This is a genomic window from Sedimentitalea sediminis (assembly GCF_042687825.1).
GTDB lineage: Bacteria > Pseudomonadota > Alphaproteobacteria > Rhodobacterales > Rhodobacteraceae > Sedimentitalea.
On sequence record NZ_JBHUQE010000001.1, the window covers coordinates 156,253 to 170,989 of the forward strand.

11 protein-coding genes are annotated in these 14,737 nt (G+C 63.9%); 8 read left to right on the top strand and 3 right to left on the bottom strand.

The annotated features are described in order from the left end of the window. The first annotated feature begins 3 nt into the window (after positions 1-3). The 6 genes from ACFMPD_RS00725 (at position 4) to pnp (ending at position 8,281) form a co-directional block, all read left to right on the top strand. Positions 4-1,146: a saccharopine dehydrogenase family protein gene (locus ACFMPD_RS00725; RefSeq protein ID WP_380990524.1), complete on the top strand. Its 1,143-nt coding sequence runs from the start codon at positions 4-6 to the stop codon at positions 1,144-1,146. A 121-nt stretch (positions 1,147-1,267) separates the two neighbouring features. After that, positions 1,268-1,447 (top strand): zinc-finger domain-containing protein, encoded by a 180-nt coding sequence (locus ACFMPD_RS00730; RefSeq protein ID WP_380990527.1) that lies wholly within the window; start codon positions 1,268-1,270, stop codon positions 1,445-1,447. 193 nt (positions 1,448-1,640) lie between these two features. Then, positions 1,641-4,445 (top strand): DNA polymerase I, encoded by a 2,805-nt coding sequence (polA, locus tag ACFMPD_RS00735; RefSeq protein ID WP_380990531.1) that lies wholly within the window; start codon positions 1,641-1,643, stop codon positions 4,443-4,445. Between the two features lie 177 nt (positions 4,446-4,622). Further along, positions 4,623-4,892 (top strand): 30S ribosomal protein S15, encoded by a 270-nt coding sequence (gene rpsO, locus ACFMPD_RS00740; protein WP_380990534.1) that lies wholly within the window; start codon positions 4,623-4,625, stop codon positions 4,890-4,892. Between the two features lie 441 nt (positions 4,893-5,333). Next, positions 5,334-5,900, top strand: coding sequence for a GNAT family N-acetyltransferase (locus tag ACFMPD_RS00745; RefSeq protein ID WP_380990537.1), 567 nt, complete (start codon positions 5,334-5,336; stop codon positions 5,898-5,900). Between the two features lie 248 nt (positions 5,901-6,148). Next, a complete protein-coding gene (gene pnp / locus ACFMPD_RS00750; protein WP_380990540.1) occupies positions 6,149-8,281 on the top strand; it encodes a polyribonucleotide nucleotidyltransferase in 2,133 nt (710 codons plus the stop codon). 135 nt (positions 8,282-8,416) lie between these two features. Here pnp and ACFMPD_RS00755 read toward each other — a convergent pair whose 3' ends face one another. Next, positions 8,417-9,163 (bottom strand): sulfite exporter TauE/SafE family protein, encoded by a 747-nt coding sequence (locus ACFMPD_RS00755; RefSeq protein ID WP_380990543.1) that lies wholly within the window; start codon positions 9,161-9,163, stop codon positions 8,417-8,419. A 117-nt stretch (positions 9,164-9,280) separates the two neighbouring features. Between ACFMPD_RS00755 and ACFMPD_RS00760 the strand changes: the two genes are divergently transcribed. Beyond that, a complete protein-coding gene (locus tag ACFMPD_RS00760; RefSeq protein WP_380990546.1) occupies positions 9,281-9,997 on the top strand; it encodes a glycosyltransferase family 25 protein in 717 nt (238 codons plus the stop codon). Here the strand turns inward: ACFMPD_RS00760 and ACFMPD_RS00765 are convergent. Then, positions 9,994-10,647 (bottom strand): peroxiredoxin, encoded by a 654-nt coding sequence (locus ACFMPD_RS00765; protein WP_380991077.1) that lies wholly within the window; start codon positions 10,645-10,647, stop codon positions 9,994-9,996. The genes ACFMPD_RS00760 and ACFMPD_RS00765 overlap by 4 nt on opposite strands. 229 nt (positions 10,648-10,876) lie before the next feature. On the opposite strand from ACFMPD_RS00765, the gene ACFMPD_RS00770 reads away from it, so the two are divergent. Beyond that, positions 10,877-12,316 carry an aldehyde dehydrogenase family protein gene (locus tag ACFMPD_RS00770; protein WP_380990549.1) on the top strand — a complete coding sequence of 480 codons (1,440 nt, stop codon included), beginning with the start codon at positions 10,877-10,879 and terminating at the stop codon, positions 12,314-12,316. A gap of 81 nt (positions 12,317-12,397) precedes the next feature. On the opposite strand, the gene rnr is transcribed toward ACFMPD_RS00770, so the two are convergent. After that, a complete protein-coding gene (gene rnr / locus ACFMPD_RS00775) occupies positions 12,398-14,677 on the bottom strand; it encodes a ribonuclease R (protein ID WP_380990552.1) in 2,280 nt (759 codons plus the stop codon). Between the last annotated feature and the right edge of the window lie 60 nt (positions 14,678-14,737).

A 14,737-nucleotide genomic window follows, 5' to 3' on the forward strand; every position in this document is an offset into this window, starting at 1 on the left:
GCCATGGCGATTCACTGGTGCGGCACCGGCCTGTCCGCGATCCCCGGCCTGCGGCGGCTGATCGAGAAGGGCCATCAGGTCGAGGTCTGGAACCGAACGGCGGACAAGGCGCGCGCCGCCGTCGGCGATCTGACCGATCGCATTCGGCCCTTCGACATCTCCGCCCTGCAGGCGGGACTGGCCCCGGGCGACGTGATCGTGTCGATGTTGCCGGGCGACTGGCATCTGCCGCTGGCCGAGATGGCAATCAACCGGCAGGCGCATTTCGTCAGTTCATCCTATATCGCGCCCGAGATGCGGGCGCTGGACGCGCACGCCCGCGCGGCCGGGGTGGCACTGGTCAACGAGGTCGGGCTGGATCCGGGCATCGACCACCTGATGGCGCATGCCCTGATCGCCGATTACCGCGCCTCGGACGTCTTTGATGCGACCAATCACCTGAGCTTCATCTCGTATTGCGGCGGCGTGCCGAAAACGCCCAACCGGTTCAGGTATAAATTCAGCTGGTCGCCCCTGGGTGTGCTCAAGGCGCTGCGCACTCCCAGCCGCTCGATCCGCAACTATACCGAACTGCGTGTGGACCGGCCCTGGGACGCGATCAGCAGCTATGCCGCGCCGTTGCCGACCCCGGAAACCTTCGAGGTCTATCCAAACCGGGACAGCCTGCCCTTTCTGGCGCAATACGGGTTCGAACCGGAATGGCCGGTCAGACAATTCGTGCGCGGCACCCTGCGTCTGAACGGCTGGGCCGCAGCCTGGGCCGAAGTGTTCCGCGAACTTGAAACGCTGAGCGGTCCCGAGGGCGACGCCCGGCTGACAAGGTTGTCCAGGCGGCTCTGGACCGAGAACGCTTACGGACCGGGCGAACCGGACCGCGTGGTCCTGTGTGTCGGGCTGCTGGCCGAGCACCAGGGCCGCCCGGTCTGGCACCGGACCTATGCGATGGATGCCTGGGGCGATGCGCGCGGCACGGCTATGGCCCGCCTCGTGTCGGTGCCGGTCTCGCTGGCGGTCGAATCGATTTTGAACCGGGAGATTCCGGTTGGCGTGCATGCTGCACCGGATGACGCCCGGCTGGTCGAAGGCTGGATGGCGGAAATCGACAGGCTGGCGCAGCATCTGACGCTGGTTGATCACCTGGTTTGAGGGCGATCCTGTGGCCGCCGGGTCCTGTGTCATTGCGGCACTTGCCCCCGGATTTGCCTTGGCTCATAAATGCAGCCACGCCATGGCCTTCAGGCCGACAAGCAAAGAGGATCGCCCCGCAATGACCATCGAAGCGCCAGAGACCCGGATTGTGGACAGCCATCGCATCGCCTGTGACGGCGGCGAGGGAGCGTTGGGCCATCCCCGGGTCTGGCTGCAGATCCCGCGCGACACGGGCTGGGTCGAATGCCCCTATTGCGACTGCAAGTTTCAGCACAGCGCGCATCAGGACAAGGCCTGACGGTTCCGTGACGGCCGGGGCGACCCGGCGTTGATCATCACCTGACCGGGCATCCGCGCGGCAAGGCCGTGACCGGCCGCACCCTCTCCGATCAAGGACACAGCAACGCAGCCTCAAAAGCCGCGCTGATTGCCTGCGCGGTGAAAGTACGGGATACAGGGCCGCAGCGCACGGGGAACAGGAGATTTCGGCAATGGGCGAGACGACATTCGGCAAGGGCTGTCATCTGCATCTGATCGACGGATCGGCCTTCATTTTCCGCGCCTACCACGCGCTGCCGCCCCTGACGCGCAAATCCGACGGCCTGCCGATCGGCGCAGTGGCAGGGTTCTGCAACATGATCCACCGCTATGTCGAGGCCAATTCCGGCCCCGATGCACCGACCCACGTGGCGGTGATCTTTGACAAGGGCAGCCACACCTTTCGCAATGATCTCTATGATCAGTACAAGGCCAACCGCGAGGCGATGCCCGAGGATCTGCGCCCGCAGATCCCGCTGACCCGGGCTGCCACCGAGGCGTTCAACATCGCCTGCAAGGAACTGGAAGGCTACGAAGCCGACGACATCATCGCCACCTTGGCGTGTCAGGCCCGCGCCGCCGGCGGGCGCGTGACCATTATCAGTTCCGACAAGGACCTGATGCAACTGGTCGGTGACGGGGTCGAGATGCTGGACGCGATGAAGAACCGGCGCATCGACCGCGACGGGGTTTTCGAGAAATTCGGCGTCGGCCCGGACCGGGTCGTCGATGTGCAGGCGCTGGCGGGCGACAGTGTCGACAACGTGCCCGGCGCGCCCGGCATCGGGATCAAGACCGCTGCACTCTTGATCAACGAATATGGCGATCTGGAGACGCTGCTGGCGCGGGCCGAAGAGATAAAACAGCCAAAGCGTCGCCAGACCCTGATTGAAAAGCGGGAACAGATCGAACTGAGCAAAAAACTGGTGCAGCTGGATTGTGCCGCGCCGCTGGATTTCGGTCTGGACGATCTGCAGGTGCGCGATCCCGACCCCGATGTACTGATGCCCTTTCTGGCCGAAATGGAATTCCGCACCCTGACCCGCCGCATCGCCGATCAGCTGGGGGTCGACGCACCGGTCATTCCCGACAAGATCGCCCCGCCTGCCGAGGCGGACACCCCCGAGGCGCCGGCCTTTGATGCGGCTGACTATTCCCGTGTTGGCGATGCCGCGGCCCTGCAGGTCTGGATCGACCGCATTCACGAACGCGGCTGGGTCGCGGTCGACACCGAGACCACCGGGCTGAACGAAATGACCGCCGATCTGGTCGGCATTTCGCTGTGTGTCGAGCCGGGGCAGGCCTGTTACATCCCGCTGATCCACAAGGCCCAGGCGACCGACGATCTGTTCGGCTCGGACGAGCTGGCCGAGGGGCAGATGCCGCTGGCCGAGGCGCTGAAGATGCTGAAACCGGTGCTCGAGGATCCGGCGGTGCTGAAAATCGGCCAGAACATGAAATACGACGCCAAAATCTTTGCCCGCAACGGCATCGACGTGGCACCGATCGACGACACGATGCTGCTGTCCTATGCGCTGCATGGCGGGCTGCACGGGCACGGCATGGACACGCTGAGCGACCGCTATCTGGGGCACACGCCGATCCCGATCAAGCCGCTGTTGGGCAGCGGAAAATCGGCGATTACCTTTGACCGGGTGCCGGTGGACAAGGCCGTCGAATATGCCGCCGAGGATGCCGACATCACCCTGCGTCTGTGGCAGACATTCAAGCCGCAACTGCATCGCAACCGGGTGACCACGGTCTATGAAACCCTGGAACGCCCGCTGGTGCCGGTGCTGGCGCAGATGGAAATGCACGGCATCAAGGTCGATCGCGACACGCTCAGCCGCATGTCCAACGCCTTTGCCCAGAAAATGGCCGGACTCGAGGCCGAAATACACGAACTGGCGGGCGAGACCTTCAATGTCGGCAGCCCCAAGCAGCTGGGCGAAATCCTGTTCGACAAGATGGGCATCGAGGGCGGCAAGCGCGGCAAGACCGGGGCCTATGCCACCGGGGTCGACATTCTGGAAGATCTGGCCACGGTGCATGACCTGCCCGCCCGGGTTCTGGACTGGCGCCAGCTGAGCAAGCTGAAATCGACCTATACCGACGCGCTGCAGGCCCATATCAATTCCGACACCGGTCGCGTCCACACGTCCTATGCCATTGCCGGTGCCAACACCGGGCGGCTGGCCTCGACCGACCCCAACCTGCAGAACATCCCGGTGCGCACCGAAGAGGGCCGGCGCATTCGCGAGGCCTTTGTCGCCGAGCCGGGCAACGTTCTGGTCTCTCTGGACTATTCCCAGATCGAGTTGCGGATTCTGGCGCATATCGCCGGGATCGACGCACTGAAATCGGCCTTTGCCGAGGGGCTGGACATTCACGCCATGACCGCGTCCGAAATGTTCGACGTGCCGCTGGACCAGATGACGCCGGACGTGCGCCGCAAGGCCAAGGCGATCAATTTCGGCGTGATCTATGGCATTTCCGGCTTTGGCCTGGCCCGCAACCTGCGCATTCCGCGCGCCGAGGCGCAGGGGTTCATCGACCGCTATTTCGAGCGATTTCCCGGCATCCGCAAATACATGGACGCGACCAAGGGCTTTGCCAAGGAGAACGGCTATGTCCAGACCCTGTTCGGGCGCCGCATCCATACGCCCGAGATCAATGCCAAGGGGCCGCGCGCCAGTTTTGCCTATCGCGCCGCGATCAATGCGCCGATCCAGGGCACGGCTGCCGATGTGATCCGGCGGGCAATGGTGCGCATGCCGGCGGCCATTGCCGACCTGCCGGCGCGGATGCTGTTGCAGGTGCATGACGAATTGCTGTTCGAAGTGGCCGAGGGCGCGGTCGACGACACCATCGCCCGTGCCCGCGACGTCATGGAAAACGCCGCCGATCCGGCGGTGCATCTGGACGTGAAACTGACCGTGGACGCTGGGCAAGGAGCGAACTGGGCGCAGGCACACTGACGCCCGCGCCCGGCGGAATGCGCGAAACCCTTTGCCATTCGGATCAATTGCGCTTATACGCCCGCATCCGCCTCTGACTCGCGCCCCGTCGCGGCTTGGCTGCGGACCCTCCACGGGCCTGTGCTGGACGACATCCCGGCCTGCGCCATTCACTTTTACCCTGCAAAGGAGACCCCGATGTCGATCACTACCGAAGAAAAAGCCCGCGTCATGAAGGATTTCGCCACCAAGGATGGCGATACCGGTTCCCCCGAAGTCCAGGTGGCCATCCTGTCCTCGCGCATCGCAACCCTGACCGAGCATTTCAAGACCCACAAAAAAGACAACCACGGTCGCCGTGGCCTTTTGAAGATGGTCGCCCAGCGCCGCAAATTGCTGGACTATGTCAAAGGCAAGGACGAAGCCCGCTATCAGGACCTGATCGGCCGGCTGGGCCTGCGCCGCTAAGACCGGCTTGCGGCGTCATTCAGGCGCCGGTTCTGCATCAATTCCAGGCGCCCATTCCTCGTGATCGGGCGCCTTTTGCGTGTCGATTTAGTGATTTTTTTGCAACGGTTTTACCACGACCAAGCCGGATACTGCTGGCAAGGCTGCCTGCGCTGCTTCGCGAATATCCGGCCAAGTGACTGATTATAATCATATTTATCCACACCCATTCTTCTGATGCGAAAATGCGGACTGACTGCCGCAAATTTGCCCCGGTCAGGACGCAAGGCGCCTATGCGGATTTCGGGATTGTACCGCGCCCGCACAGGCCTAGATCCTGTCGCAGGGAGGCATGTATGTCGGAGACTGATCATGCTGAAGACCATGGACACACGGATACCAAACCCGGTGCCGACTTTTGGCCCGCTTGCCGCCCCTGAGCGGTTCGCAGGCGCAGTCGGAATGACAATGCCGGGATATGCAATCCCTGCCCGGCTCGCCGGACATTTCCAACGTCGGTTCGACGACTTCTGGGACAGAAGCGGCCGGTTCTGGAGGCAGCTGCGCGCCCGTGCCTGCCGGATCGAGGCCCTGAAACCCGCCGATACAGACCGGATCATCGCGCATTTCGCCGAGCTTAGCCCGGCGGATCGTGCCGCCCGGTTCAACTCGGCCACCAGCCCGAAGGTCATCGCGGACCGCTATCGCAATCTCGACTGGTCGCGTACCCGGGTTCTGGGCGCGATCAGTGGCAACCGTCTGGTCGCCGTGGCCGAAATCGCCGAAACCGATGCCGCCGGACAGGCCGGTCGCGAGGTCGCGCTGTCGGTGCTGGACGGCTGGCAGGGCGCCCAGATTGGCGAACGTCTGTTGCGCTCGGCGATCCAGGCGGTCTGCGAGGTCGAAGGCCTGCCGCTGGTGATGTTCGCGCGCGGGGACAACAGCCGCATGATCAATCTGGCGCGCAAACTGGGCGCCGAGGGCACCATGTGCAACGGCGAATACCAGGCCGAATTCGCCCCCTGCTAGGCGGCGAATGGCGCGCCGGCGCGACCGGAAAGGTTCGCCCGGCCCGCCCCGGATGCCGTTTCGGGCAAACCGGCAGAAAATTTCGTGCTTCTCATGGATGGCAACTTGCGGTATGCGCGAAAAATCTGAGACGTTGCGCCCTGACCCCGGCGCTCGAAAGTAAAGATGGAAGGGGTCGGCGGCAATGGGGCCGTCATGCAAACGGGAGACCCGGAGGGCCGGGAGCGCTCCCATACAGGATACGCTAGATGTTCAACGTTACGACGAAATCGATGGAGTGGGGCGAAGAGACCCTCACTCTGGAAACGGGCAAGGTTGCCCGCCAGGCGGATGGCTCGGTCATCGCCACTCTGGGTGAAACTTCGGTCATGGCCAATGTGACCTATGCCCGCAAGCAAAAGCCCGGTCAGGATTTCTTTCCCCTGACCGTGCATTACAACGAGAAATACTATGCCGCCGGTAAAATCCCGGGCGGTTTCTTCAAGCGCGAGGCGCGCCCGACCGAGAAAGAGACGCTGACAAGCCGCCTGATCGACCGTCCGATCCGTCCGCTGTTCGTGCCCGGCTTCAAGAACGAAGTGCTGGTGATCTGCACCGTGCTGAGCCACGACCTGGTCAACGATCCCGACATGGTGGCGATGATTGCCGCCAGCGCCGCGCTGACCCTGTCCGGCGTGCCCTTCATGGGTCCGATCGGTGCCTGCCGCGTCGGTTTCGAGGATGGCGAGTACATCCTGAACCCGACCGTCGACGACATGCAGGACCTGCGCCTGAACCCGGAACAGCGCCTGGACCTGGTCGTTGCCGGCACCAAGGATGCGGTCATGATGGTCGAATCCGAGGCCTATGAACTGTCCGAAGCGGAAATGCTGGGCGCGGTGAAATTCGCTCATGAACAGATCCAGCCGGTGATCGACCTGATCATCTCGCTGGCCGAAGAAGCCGCCAAGGAACCGTTCGACTATCAGCCAGTGGACTATTCCGCGCTGTATGACGCGGTCAAGGCCGCGGGCGAGACCGAGATGCGCGCCGCCTTTGCGATCACCGACAAGCAGGAGCGCACGGCCGCCGTGGCCGCGGCCCGCGAAGCCATCCTGGAAAAGCTCAGCGAAGAGCAGCAGGGCGACGAGAACCTGGGTTCGGCGCTGAAAAAGCTCGAAGCCGGCATCCTGCGCGGCGACGTGGTCAAGACCGGCAAGCGGATCGACGGGCGCAAGACCGACGAAATCCGCGACATCGTGGCGGAAACCGGCATGCTGCCGCGGACCCACGGCTCGGCCCTGTTCACCCGCGGCGAGACCCAGGGTCTGGTCGTGACCACACTGGGCACCGGCGATGACGAACAATTCATCGACGCGCTGCATGGCAACTTCAAATCCAACTTCCTGCTGCACTACAACTTTCCGCCCTACTCCGTTGGCGAAGTCGGACGGTTCGGGTTCACCGGGCGCCGCGAGATCGGCCATGGCAAACTGGCCTGGCGGGCGCTGCAGGCGGTGCTGCCCGCCAGCACCGATTTCCCCTATACCATCCGCGTGGTCAGCGAGATCACCGAATCCAACGGCTCCAGTTCGATGGCGTCGGTCTGCGGCGGTTCGCTGTCGATGATGGATGCGGGCGTACCGCTCAAGGCGCCGGTGGCCGGTGTTGCCATGGGCCTGATCCTCGAAGAGGACGGCTCGTATGCGATCCTGTCCGACATTCTGGGCGACGAGGATCATCTGGGCGACATGGATTTCAAGGTTGCCGGAACCGAGAACGGCATCACCAGCCTGCAGATGGACATCAAGGTCGCCGGGATCACGCCGGAGATTATGGAAAAGGCGCTGGCGCAGGCCAAAGAGGGCCGCATCCATATCCTGGGCGAGATGAACAAGGCGCTGTCCGGTGCCGCGGAATTCTCGATCCACGCGCCGCGCATTGAAACCATGCAGGTGCCCACCGACAAGATCCGCGAAGTGATCGGGTCGGGCGGCAAGGTGATCCGCGAGATCGTCGAAGTCAGCGGCGCCAAGGTCGACATCAACGACGACGGCATCATCAAGATCGCCAGCCCGAACGGCGAAGCGATCAAGAAAGCCTATGACATGATCCATTCGATCGTGGCCGAGCCGGAAGAGGGCAAGATCTATACCGGCAAGGTGGTCAAGATCGTCGATTTCGGTGCCTTTGTGAACTTCTTTGGCAAGCGCGACGGGCTGGTGCACGTCTCCCAGATCGAGAACCGCCGCCTGAACCACCCCAGCGACGTGCTGAAAGAGGGTCAGGAGGTCAAGGTCAAGCTGCTGGGCTTTGACGATCGCGGCAAGGTGCGCCTGTCGATGAAGATCGTCGATCAGGAGACCGGCGAGGAAATCCGCAAGGAAGAAACCGCAGGCTGATCCACGCCAGACGCCAGAATTTCGGGCCTCGCCGGCAACGGCGGGGCCTTTTTCTTGCGACGCGCCGGTAATGGCACAGTCCTTTTGCCAGTGCGGGCATGGGTATGTCGCGATGCGCTTTGACGGGGTGAGCCGTCACAGGATGAAAAACGCCACCGTCATGACCGCGCCGACGCAGGTGACAAATATGCGCAGGATATCGGTGCGGATATTGCGGCTTTGGCGGGCACCGACATAGCCGCCGACGGTGGAACAGACCGCCATCAGCAGGGCCGGTTCCCAGGCGATCAGCCCGGCAACAACAAAGGTCAGGGCCGACACCAGCGACAGGATCGCCGACAGCACGTTTTTCAGCCCGTTCATGCTGTGCAGATTGACATAGCCCAGCAAACCGAATGTCGCCAACAGCATGATCCCGAGACCGCCGTTGAAATAGCCGCCATAGATCGAGACCGCCAGGATCGCCACAGCCGACAGAGCCTGCCCGGCATCGCCGCGGCCGCCGCGCCGCAGATACTGCATCAGCAGCGGACCCGACGCAAAAAGGACCGTGGCGATCAGCAACAGCCAGGGCACGATGCCGGAAAACAGATCGCCCGGCGTCAGGATCAGCAGAACCGCACCGACGATGCTGCCCAGGGTCGCGACGGCCACGATTGCGCGCAGGCCCAGCGTGCCCTCGGCGCGCATGTCCTGGCGAAAGGCGACCGCGCTGCCGACATAGCCGGGCAGGGCCGCCACCGTGGCCGATGCATTGGCGCTGATCGGCGGCACACCGGCCCAGACCAGCGCCGGAAAGGTCAGAAAGGTGCCGCCGCCCGCGACCGAGTTCAACAGTCCCGCAGCAAAGCCCGCTGCGCCGAGCACCAGATATTCCAACACGGCGGGCCGCTCCTTGCGCTAAAAGTGTCACAGCCTTCTGGCACCGATCCGGCGAAACTGCAAATCCCGAGAAACCGGGCGGTGGACGGCAGGGGGCAGGCTGGGCTAAGCATCCCCATGCGATCACTGATTATCCACATGTCCGCCAGCACGGCGCGGCGGCCAAACGCCGACGCGCTGTTAAGGACGCTGCCGGGCGCTGAACTGGTCGAGGCGGTCGACGGGCGCGATCCGGCCCAGATCGCCGATGTGGTCCTCAAAAACGGCACCACGCATCGACCGCATTACCCGTTTCCCCTGCGCCCGGCGGAAATCGGGGTATTCCAGAGCCATCGGCGCTGCTGGCAGCGTATCGTCGATCAGGGCTGGGAATACGGGCTGATTGCCGAGGACGACCTAGAGGTCGATCCCGCGCGGCTGGACCGCGCCCTGGGGCTGATCCGTCGGGCCGGCCATTCTGGCATGTATGTCCGCCTGCCGGTGAAACAGCGCGAAACACCCGCGCACGAGCTGGCCCGGGATGGCGATATGCGCTTTATCCTGCCGAAAACCATCGGCCTGCAATGCATCTGTCAGGTGGTGGGGCGGGACGCAGCACGGCGGCTGTTGCAGGCAACCGAACGGATCGACCGGCCCGTGGACACGCTGTTGCAGATGCATTGGGTCACCGGACAGCCGGTGCATGCGATCCTGCCCAACGGCAATCGCGAGGTCGCGGCCCGGATCGGCGGATCGACGATCCAGGTCAAGACCCGCGCCAGCGGCAAGCTGGCACGGGAATTCAACCGCGCCTGGTACCGGGCGCAGGTCGCCCTGCGCCCGCAGAAACCCTAGCCCGGGTTCTTGGCATAGCGCAGATAGGGCAGTTTCTTGTCCAGCGCGCCGTATTTCTCTTCGGCCTGCGCATCATCCAGCGCGAGCGCCACAATCACGTCCTCGCCCGCATTCCAGTTCGCCGGCGTCGCCAGCGGCTGTTCATAGGTGCGCTGCAGCCCGTCCAGCGCGCGCAGCACCTCGGCAAAGTTGCGGCCCACGGTCATCGGATAGGTCATGCTCAGCTTAAGCTGTTTGTCCGGCCCGATGATAAAGACCGACCGCACCGTGGCGCTGTCGGCCGGGGTGCGCCCGTCCGGCAGATAGGCCTCGGCCGGCAGCATGTCAAAGGCCTTGCTGACCGCCAGCCCCTCATCCGCGATGATTGGAAAACCGGCCTTGGTGCCGCCGACCGCTTCGATGTCCTGTTTCCATTTCTTGTGGTCCTCGACCCCGTCCACGGAAACGCCGATCACCTTGGTGCCGCGCTTTTCCCATTCGTCGGCCAGTTGCGCCACGGCGCCGAACTCGGTCGTGCAGACCGGTGTAAAGTCCTTCGGGTGCGAAAACAGAATCGCCCAGCTATCGCCAATCCAGTCGTGAAACTGGACGGTCCCCTGATCCGTCTCAGCGGTAAAATTCGGAACGGTATCGTTGATTCTCAGCCCCATAATCGGCCTCCCCATGATTGGTAATCCCAACGCGACTCGCGCTGACGACAACCTAATCCCTGGGCCGCTGCGTTGCATCCCCTATCCACCATCGTGGCAATCCGGCCTGAGTCAAAATAATTTGATCAAATTATTGAAACCGCCCTTGCCGGGACTTTCCGCGAATGACACAGTGCAGCGAATCTCCGACCGGGCGGTCGGATAAGTGTCAGATATGGGAGATCGGACCATGATCGAGAAACGCGACTTTTACATCGACGGGCAATGGGTGTCCCCGGCGCAGCCGAACGATTTTCACGTCATTGACCCGTCCACCGAAGAGCCCTGCGCGGTGATCTCGCTGGGCAGCGAGGCCGATACCGACGCTGCCGTCGCCGCCGCCAAGGCCGCCTTGCCGGGATGGATGGCCACCCCGGCCGCAGAGCGTATCGCACTGGTGGAAAAGCTGATCGAGGTCTACAAAACCCGCGGCGAGGATCTGGCCCAGGCGATGAGCACGGAGATGGGCGCCCCCATAGACATGTCGCGCGGCCAGCAGGTCACTGCCGGTAGTTCGCACCTGGCGAATTTCGTCAAGGCCGCCAAGAATTTCGATTTCGAGCATGCGCTGAACGAAAGTGCCCCCAATGACCGCATCATCCACGAAGCGGTCGGCGTTGCGGCTCTGATCACGCCGTGGAACTGGCCGATGAACCAGATCGCGCTCAAGGTCGGCGCGGCGGCGATTGCTGGCTGCACCATGGTGCTGAAACCCAGCGAACAAAGCCCGCTGAACGCGATGATCTTTGCCGAAATCATGCACGAGGCGGGCTTTCCGCCGGGCGTGTTCAACCTGGTGAACGGCGACGGGGTCGGCGTCGGCAGCCAGTTGTCCGCACATCCGGACGTCGACATGGTCAGCTTTACCGGTTCAACCCGCGCCGGTATCGCGATTTCAAAGGCCGCTGCGGACACGGTGAAAAAGGTGCATCTGGAACTGGGCGGCAAGGGCGCCAACGTGATCTTTGCCGATGCCGACGACAAGGCCGTCAAGCGCGGCGTCATGCATATGATGAACAATACCGGCCAGTCCTGCAACGCGCCCAGCCGGATGCTGGTTCAGAGGGAGATCTATGACCGGGCAGTGGAAACCGCCGCCGAAGTTGCCGCAAAAGTGTCAGTCGGGAACGCCCATGACGAAGGCCGACATATCGGACCCGTGGTCAACGAGATGCAGTGGAACAAGATCCAGGATCTGATCCAGGTTGGCATCGACGAGGGGGCGCGGCTGGTGGCCGGCGGAACCGGGCGTCCGGAGGGCCTGAACAAGGGGTTCTATGTCAAGCCGACGGTGTTTGCCGATGTCACCAACCAGATGACCATCGCGCGCGAGGAAATCTTTGGCCCGGTTCTGGCAATGATCCCGTTCGACACCGAACAAGACGCGGTCGAAATCGCCAACGACACGCCGTTCGGGTTGACCAATTACGTCCAGACCCAGGATGGTGCCCGCGCCAACCGGATGGCCCGCGCGCTGCGCTCGGGCATGGTCGAAATGAACGGCAAATCTCGCAGTGGCGGATCGCCCTTTGGTGGCATGAAACAGTCCGGCAATGGCCGCGAAGGCGGCAAATACGGCCTTGAGGATTTTCTGGAGATCAAGGCCGTCGGCGGCTGGGCAGCGGAATAGTCCGCCACCACGCCGGTTGAACCGGATCGACACCCGTCGCGGACCAGCTCTGCGGCGGGTTTTCTTCGCCCACCGGCCCTGTTAACGCCGTTTGCGCGCTACTTTGCGCCGGGTCTTGTCGGCCTTGCGCTTGCCGCGGGCGGCTTTGCGGCGCGGGCTGCGACCGGCGGGGCCGCGACCGCGCGGCAGCGGGTTGTCCTCGACCGCCAGCAGTTCCAGTTCCAGACCGCCGGTCACCGGCGTCGCCTGCGCCAGCCGCACGGTGACGCGCATCCCGATGGCGATGGTGAACCCGGTATCTGCCCCCATCAAAGTGCCCGCCTCGCGATCAAAGTGGAAATACTCGCGCCCCAGCGAACGGATCGGAATCAGCCCGTCAGCCCCGGTCTCGTCCAGCTTGACGAAGGCCCCGAACCGGGCGATGCCGCTGATCCGTCCGGTGAACTCGTTGCCGACCCGTTCGGCCAGATAGGCAGCCAGATAGCGGTCGGTGGTATCGCGTTCGGCCATCATAGATCGGCGCTCGGTATCGGAAATGTGCACCGCAGTCTTCTCAAGCCCGTCGATTTCCGCAGGCGACAGACCATCCGCCGACGCGGCCCCCTTGCCAGACGTCGTACCCCAGCCATGCGCCGAGATCAGCGCCCGGTGCACGATCAGATCGGCATAGCGCCGGATCGGCGAGGTGAAATGCGCATAATGCTGCAGCGCCAGGCCGAAATGTCCGAAATTCTCGGGGCTGTAATAGGCCTGGGTCATCGAGCGCAGGGTCGACATGTTGATCAACTCGTCATTCTCGCTGCCCTGGGCGGCGCGCAGCAGCGCATTCAGATGCCGGGTCTGCAACACCTGCCCCTTGGCCAGATTAAACCCTGCCGCCTGGGCGATCTCGCGCAAGCTTTCCAGTTTTTCCGGGGCGGGTTCCTCGTGCACCCGGAACAACAGCGGCGAACGTTTGGCAATCAGCGTCTCGGCGGCGGCGACATTGGCCAGGATCATGAACTCTTCGATCAGCCGATGCGCGTCCAGCCGCTCGCGGAAATTCACCGATGTGACGGTGCCGTCCTCGCCCAGTTCGATGCGGCGCTCGGGCAGGTCCAGATCCAGCGGCTGGCGATCGTCGCGGGCACGGGTCAGGGCGCCATAGGCGGCGTAGAGCGGTTTCAGCACCCCATCCAGCAACGGGCCGGTGCGGTCGTTCGGCGTGCCGTCAATGGCCGCCTGCACCTCGGCATAGTGCAGCGACGCCGCCGAGCGCATCAGCCCGCGCAGAAACCGGTGCCCGATCTTGCGGCCGTTCTTGTCCAGCTGCATCCGCACGGCGATGCAGGCCCGCGGCACGCCTTCGTGCAGGCTGCACAGATCGCCGGACAAGCGGTCCGGCAGCATCGGCACGACGCGATCCGGGAAATAGCTGGAATTGCCGCGTCTGCGCGCCTCGCGGTCCAGCGCGCTGCCGGGCCGGACATAGGCGGCGACATCGGCAATCGCCACCCAGACCACATGTCCGCCGGGGTTTTTCGGATCGTCATCGGCCTGGGCGAAACAAGCGTCGTCATGGTCGCGCGCATCCGAAGGATCGATGGTGATCAGGGGCAGATCGCGCAGGTCCTCGCGCCCCTTCAGCCCCTGCGGTTTGCTGGCATCCGCCTCGGCGATGGCGTCATCGGGGAACTGGTCGGGAATGCCATGTTGGTGAATGGCGATCAGCGACACCGCGCGCGGCGCTGTCGGATCGCCCAGCCGGGCCACGATGCGCGCGCGCGGCAGGCCCATGCGATGTTTCGGCCCGGCCTGTTCGGCCTCGACCAGTTCGCCGTCCTTGGCCCCGAACCGGTTGTCTTCGGGCACCTTCCATTCGGTCCCCTGGGCCTTGTCGATGGGCAGGATACGCCCGCCCTCGGAGCCCTTGCGGAACACCCCCAGAATGCGTTTCGGGTTGCTGCCGATGCGGCGGATCAGGCGGGCCTCGTAATTGTGATCTGCGGCCGTCACCACGGTCAGGCGGGCTAGGATGCGGTCGCCCTCGCCCAGCGCCGGATCCGAGGCACGCGGCACCACCAGCACGATGGGCTCGACCCCCTCGCCGTGCCATTCCAGCGGCCGGGCGAACAGGTCTCCGTCCGAGTCCGGCGCCTTGACCTGCAACACGCTGACCGGCGGCAGCCGGTCCGGGTCGCGATACGCGCGTTTGCGCCGCTCCAGATGCCCCTCGGCCTGCAGTTCCTTGAGCACGCGTTTCAGGTCGATCCGGTCGGCACCCTTGATGCCAAAGGCCTTGGCGATATCGCGTTTGCTGCTCTGGGTCGGATTGGCCGAAATCCAGTCGAGGATTTCCGCCCGGGAAGGAATGCGCGTCATGTCTTGGGCCTAGCACGGCACCGGCTGGCCGTCATCGGCAAATGTTGCGCCAGCCGCGCG

Coding starts and splice junctions, on each gene's coding strand:
- ACFMPD_RS00725 (WP_380990524.1), top strand. CDS start 4: ATGGCGATTCACTGGTGCGGCACCGGCCTGTCCGCGATCCCCGGCCTG.
- ACFMPD_RS00730 (WP_380990527.1), top strand. CDS start 1,268: ATGACCATCGAAGCGCCAGAGACCCGGATTGTGGACAGCCATCGCATC.
- polA (WP_380990531.1), top strand. CDS start 1,641: ATGGGCGAGACGACATTCGGCAAGGGCTGTCATCTGCATCTGATCGAC.
- rpsO (WP_380990534.1), top strand. CDS start 4,623: ATGTCGATCACTACCGAAGAAAAAGCCCGCGTCATGAAGGATTTCGCC.
- ACFMPD_RS00745 (WP_380990537.1), top strand. CDS start 5,334: ATGACAATGCCGGGATATGCAATCCCTGCCCGGCTCGCCGGACATTTC.
- pnp (WP_380990540.1), top strand. CDS start 6,149: ATGTTCAACGTTACGACGAAATCGATGGAGTGGGGCGAAGAGACCCTC.
- ACFMPD_RS00760 (WP_380990546.1), top strand. CDS start 9,281: ATGCGATCACTGATTATCCACATGTCCGCCAGCACGGCGCGGCGGCCA.
- ACFMPD_RS00765 (WP_380991077.1), bottom strand. CDS start 10,647: ATGGGGCTGAGAATCAACGATACCGTTCCGAATTTTACCGCTGAGACG.
- ACFMPD_RS00770 (WP_380990549.1), top strand. CDS start 10,877: ATGATCGAGAAACGCGACTTTTACATCGACGGGCAATGGGTGTCCCCG.
- rnr (WP_380990552.1), bottom strand. CDS start 14,677: ATGACGCGCATTCCTTCCCGGGCGGAAATCCTCGACTGGATTTCGGCC.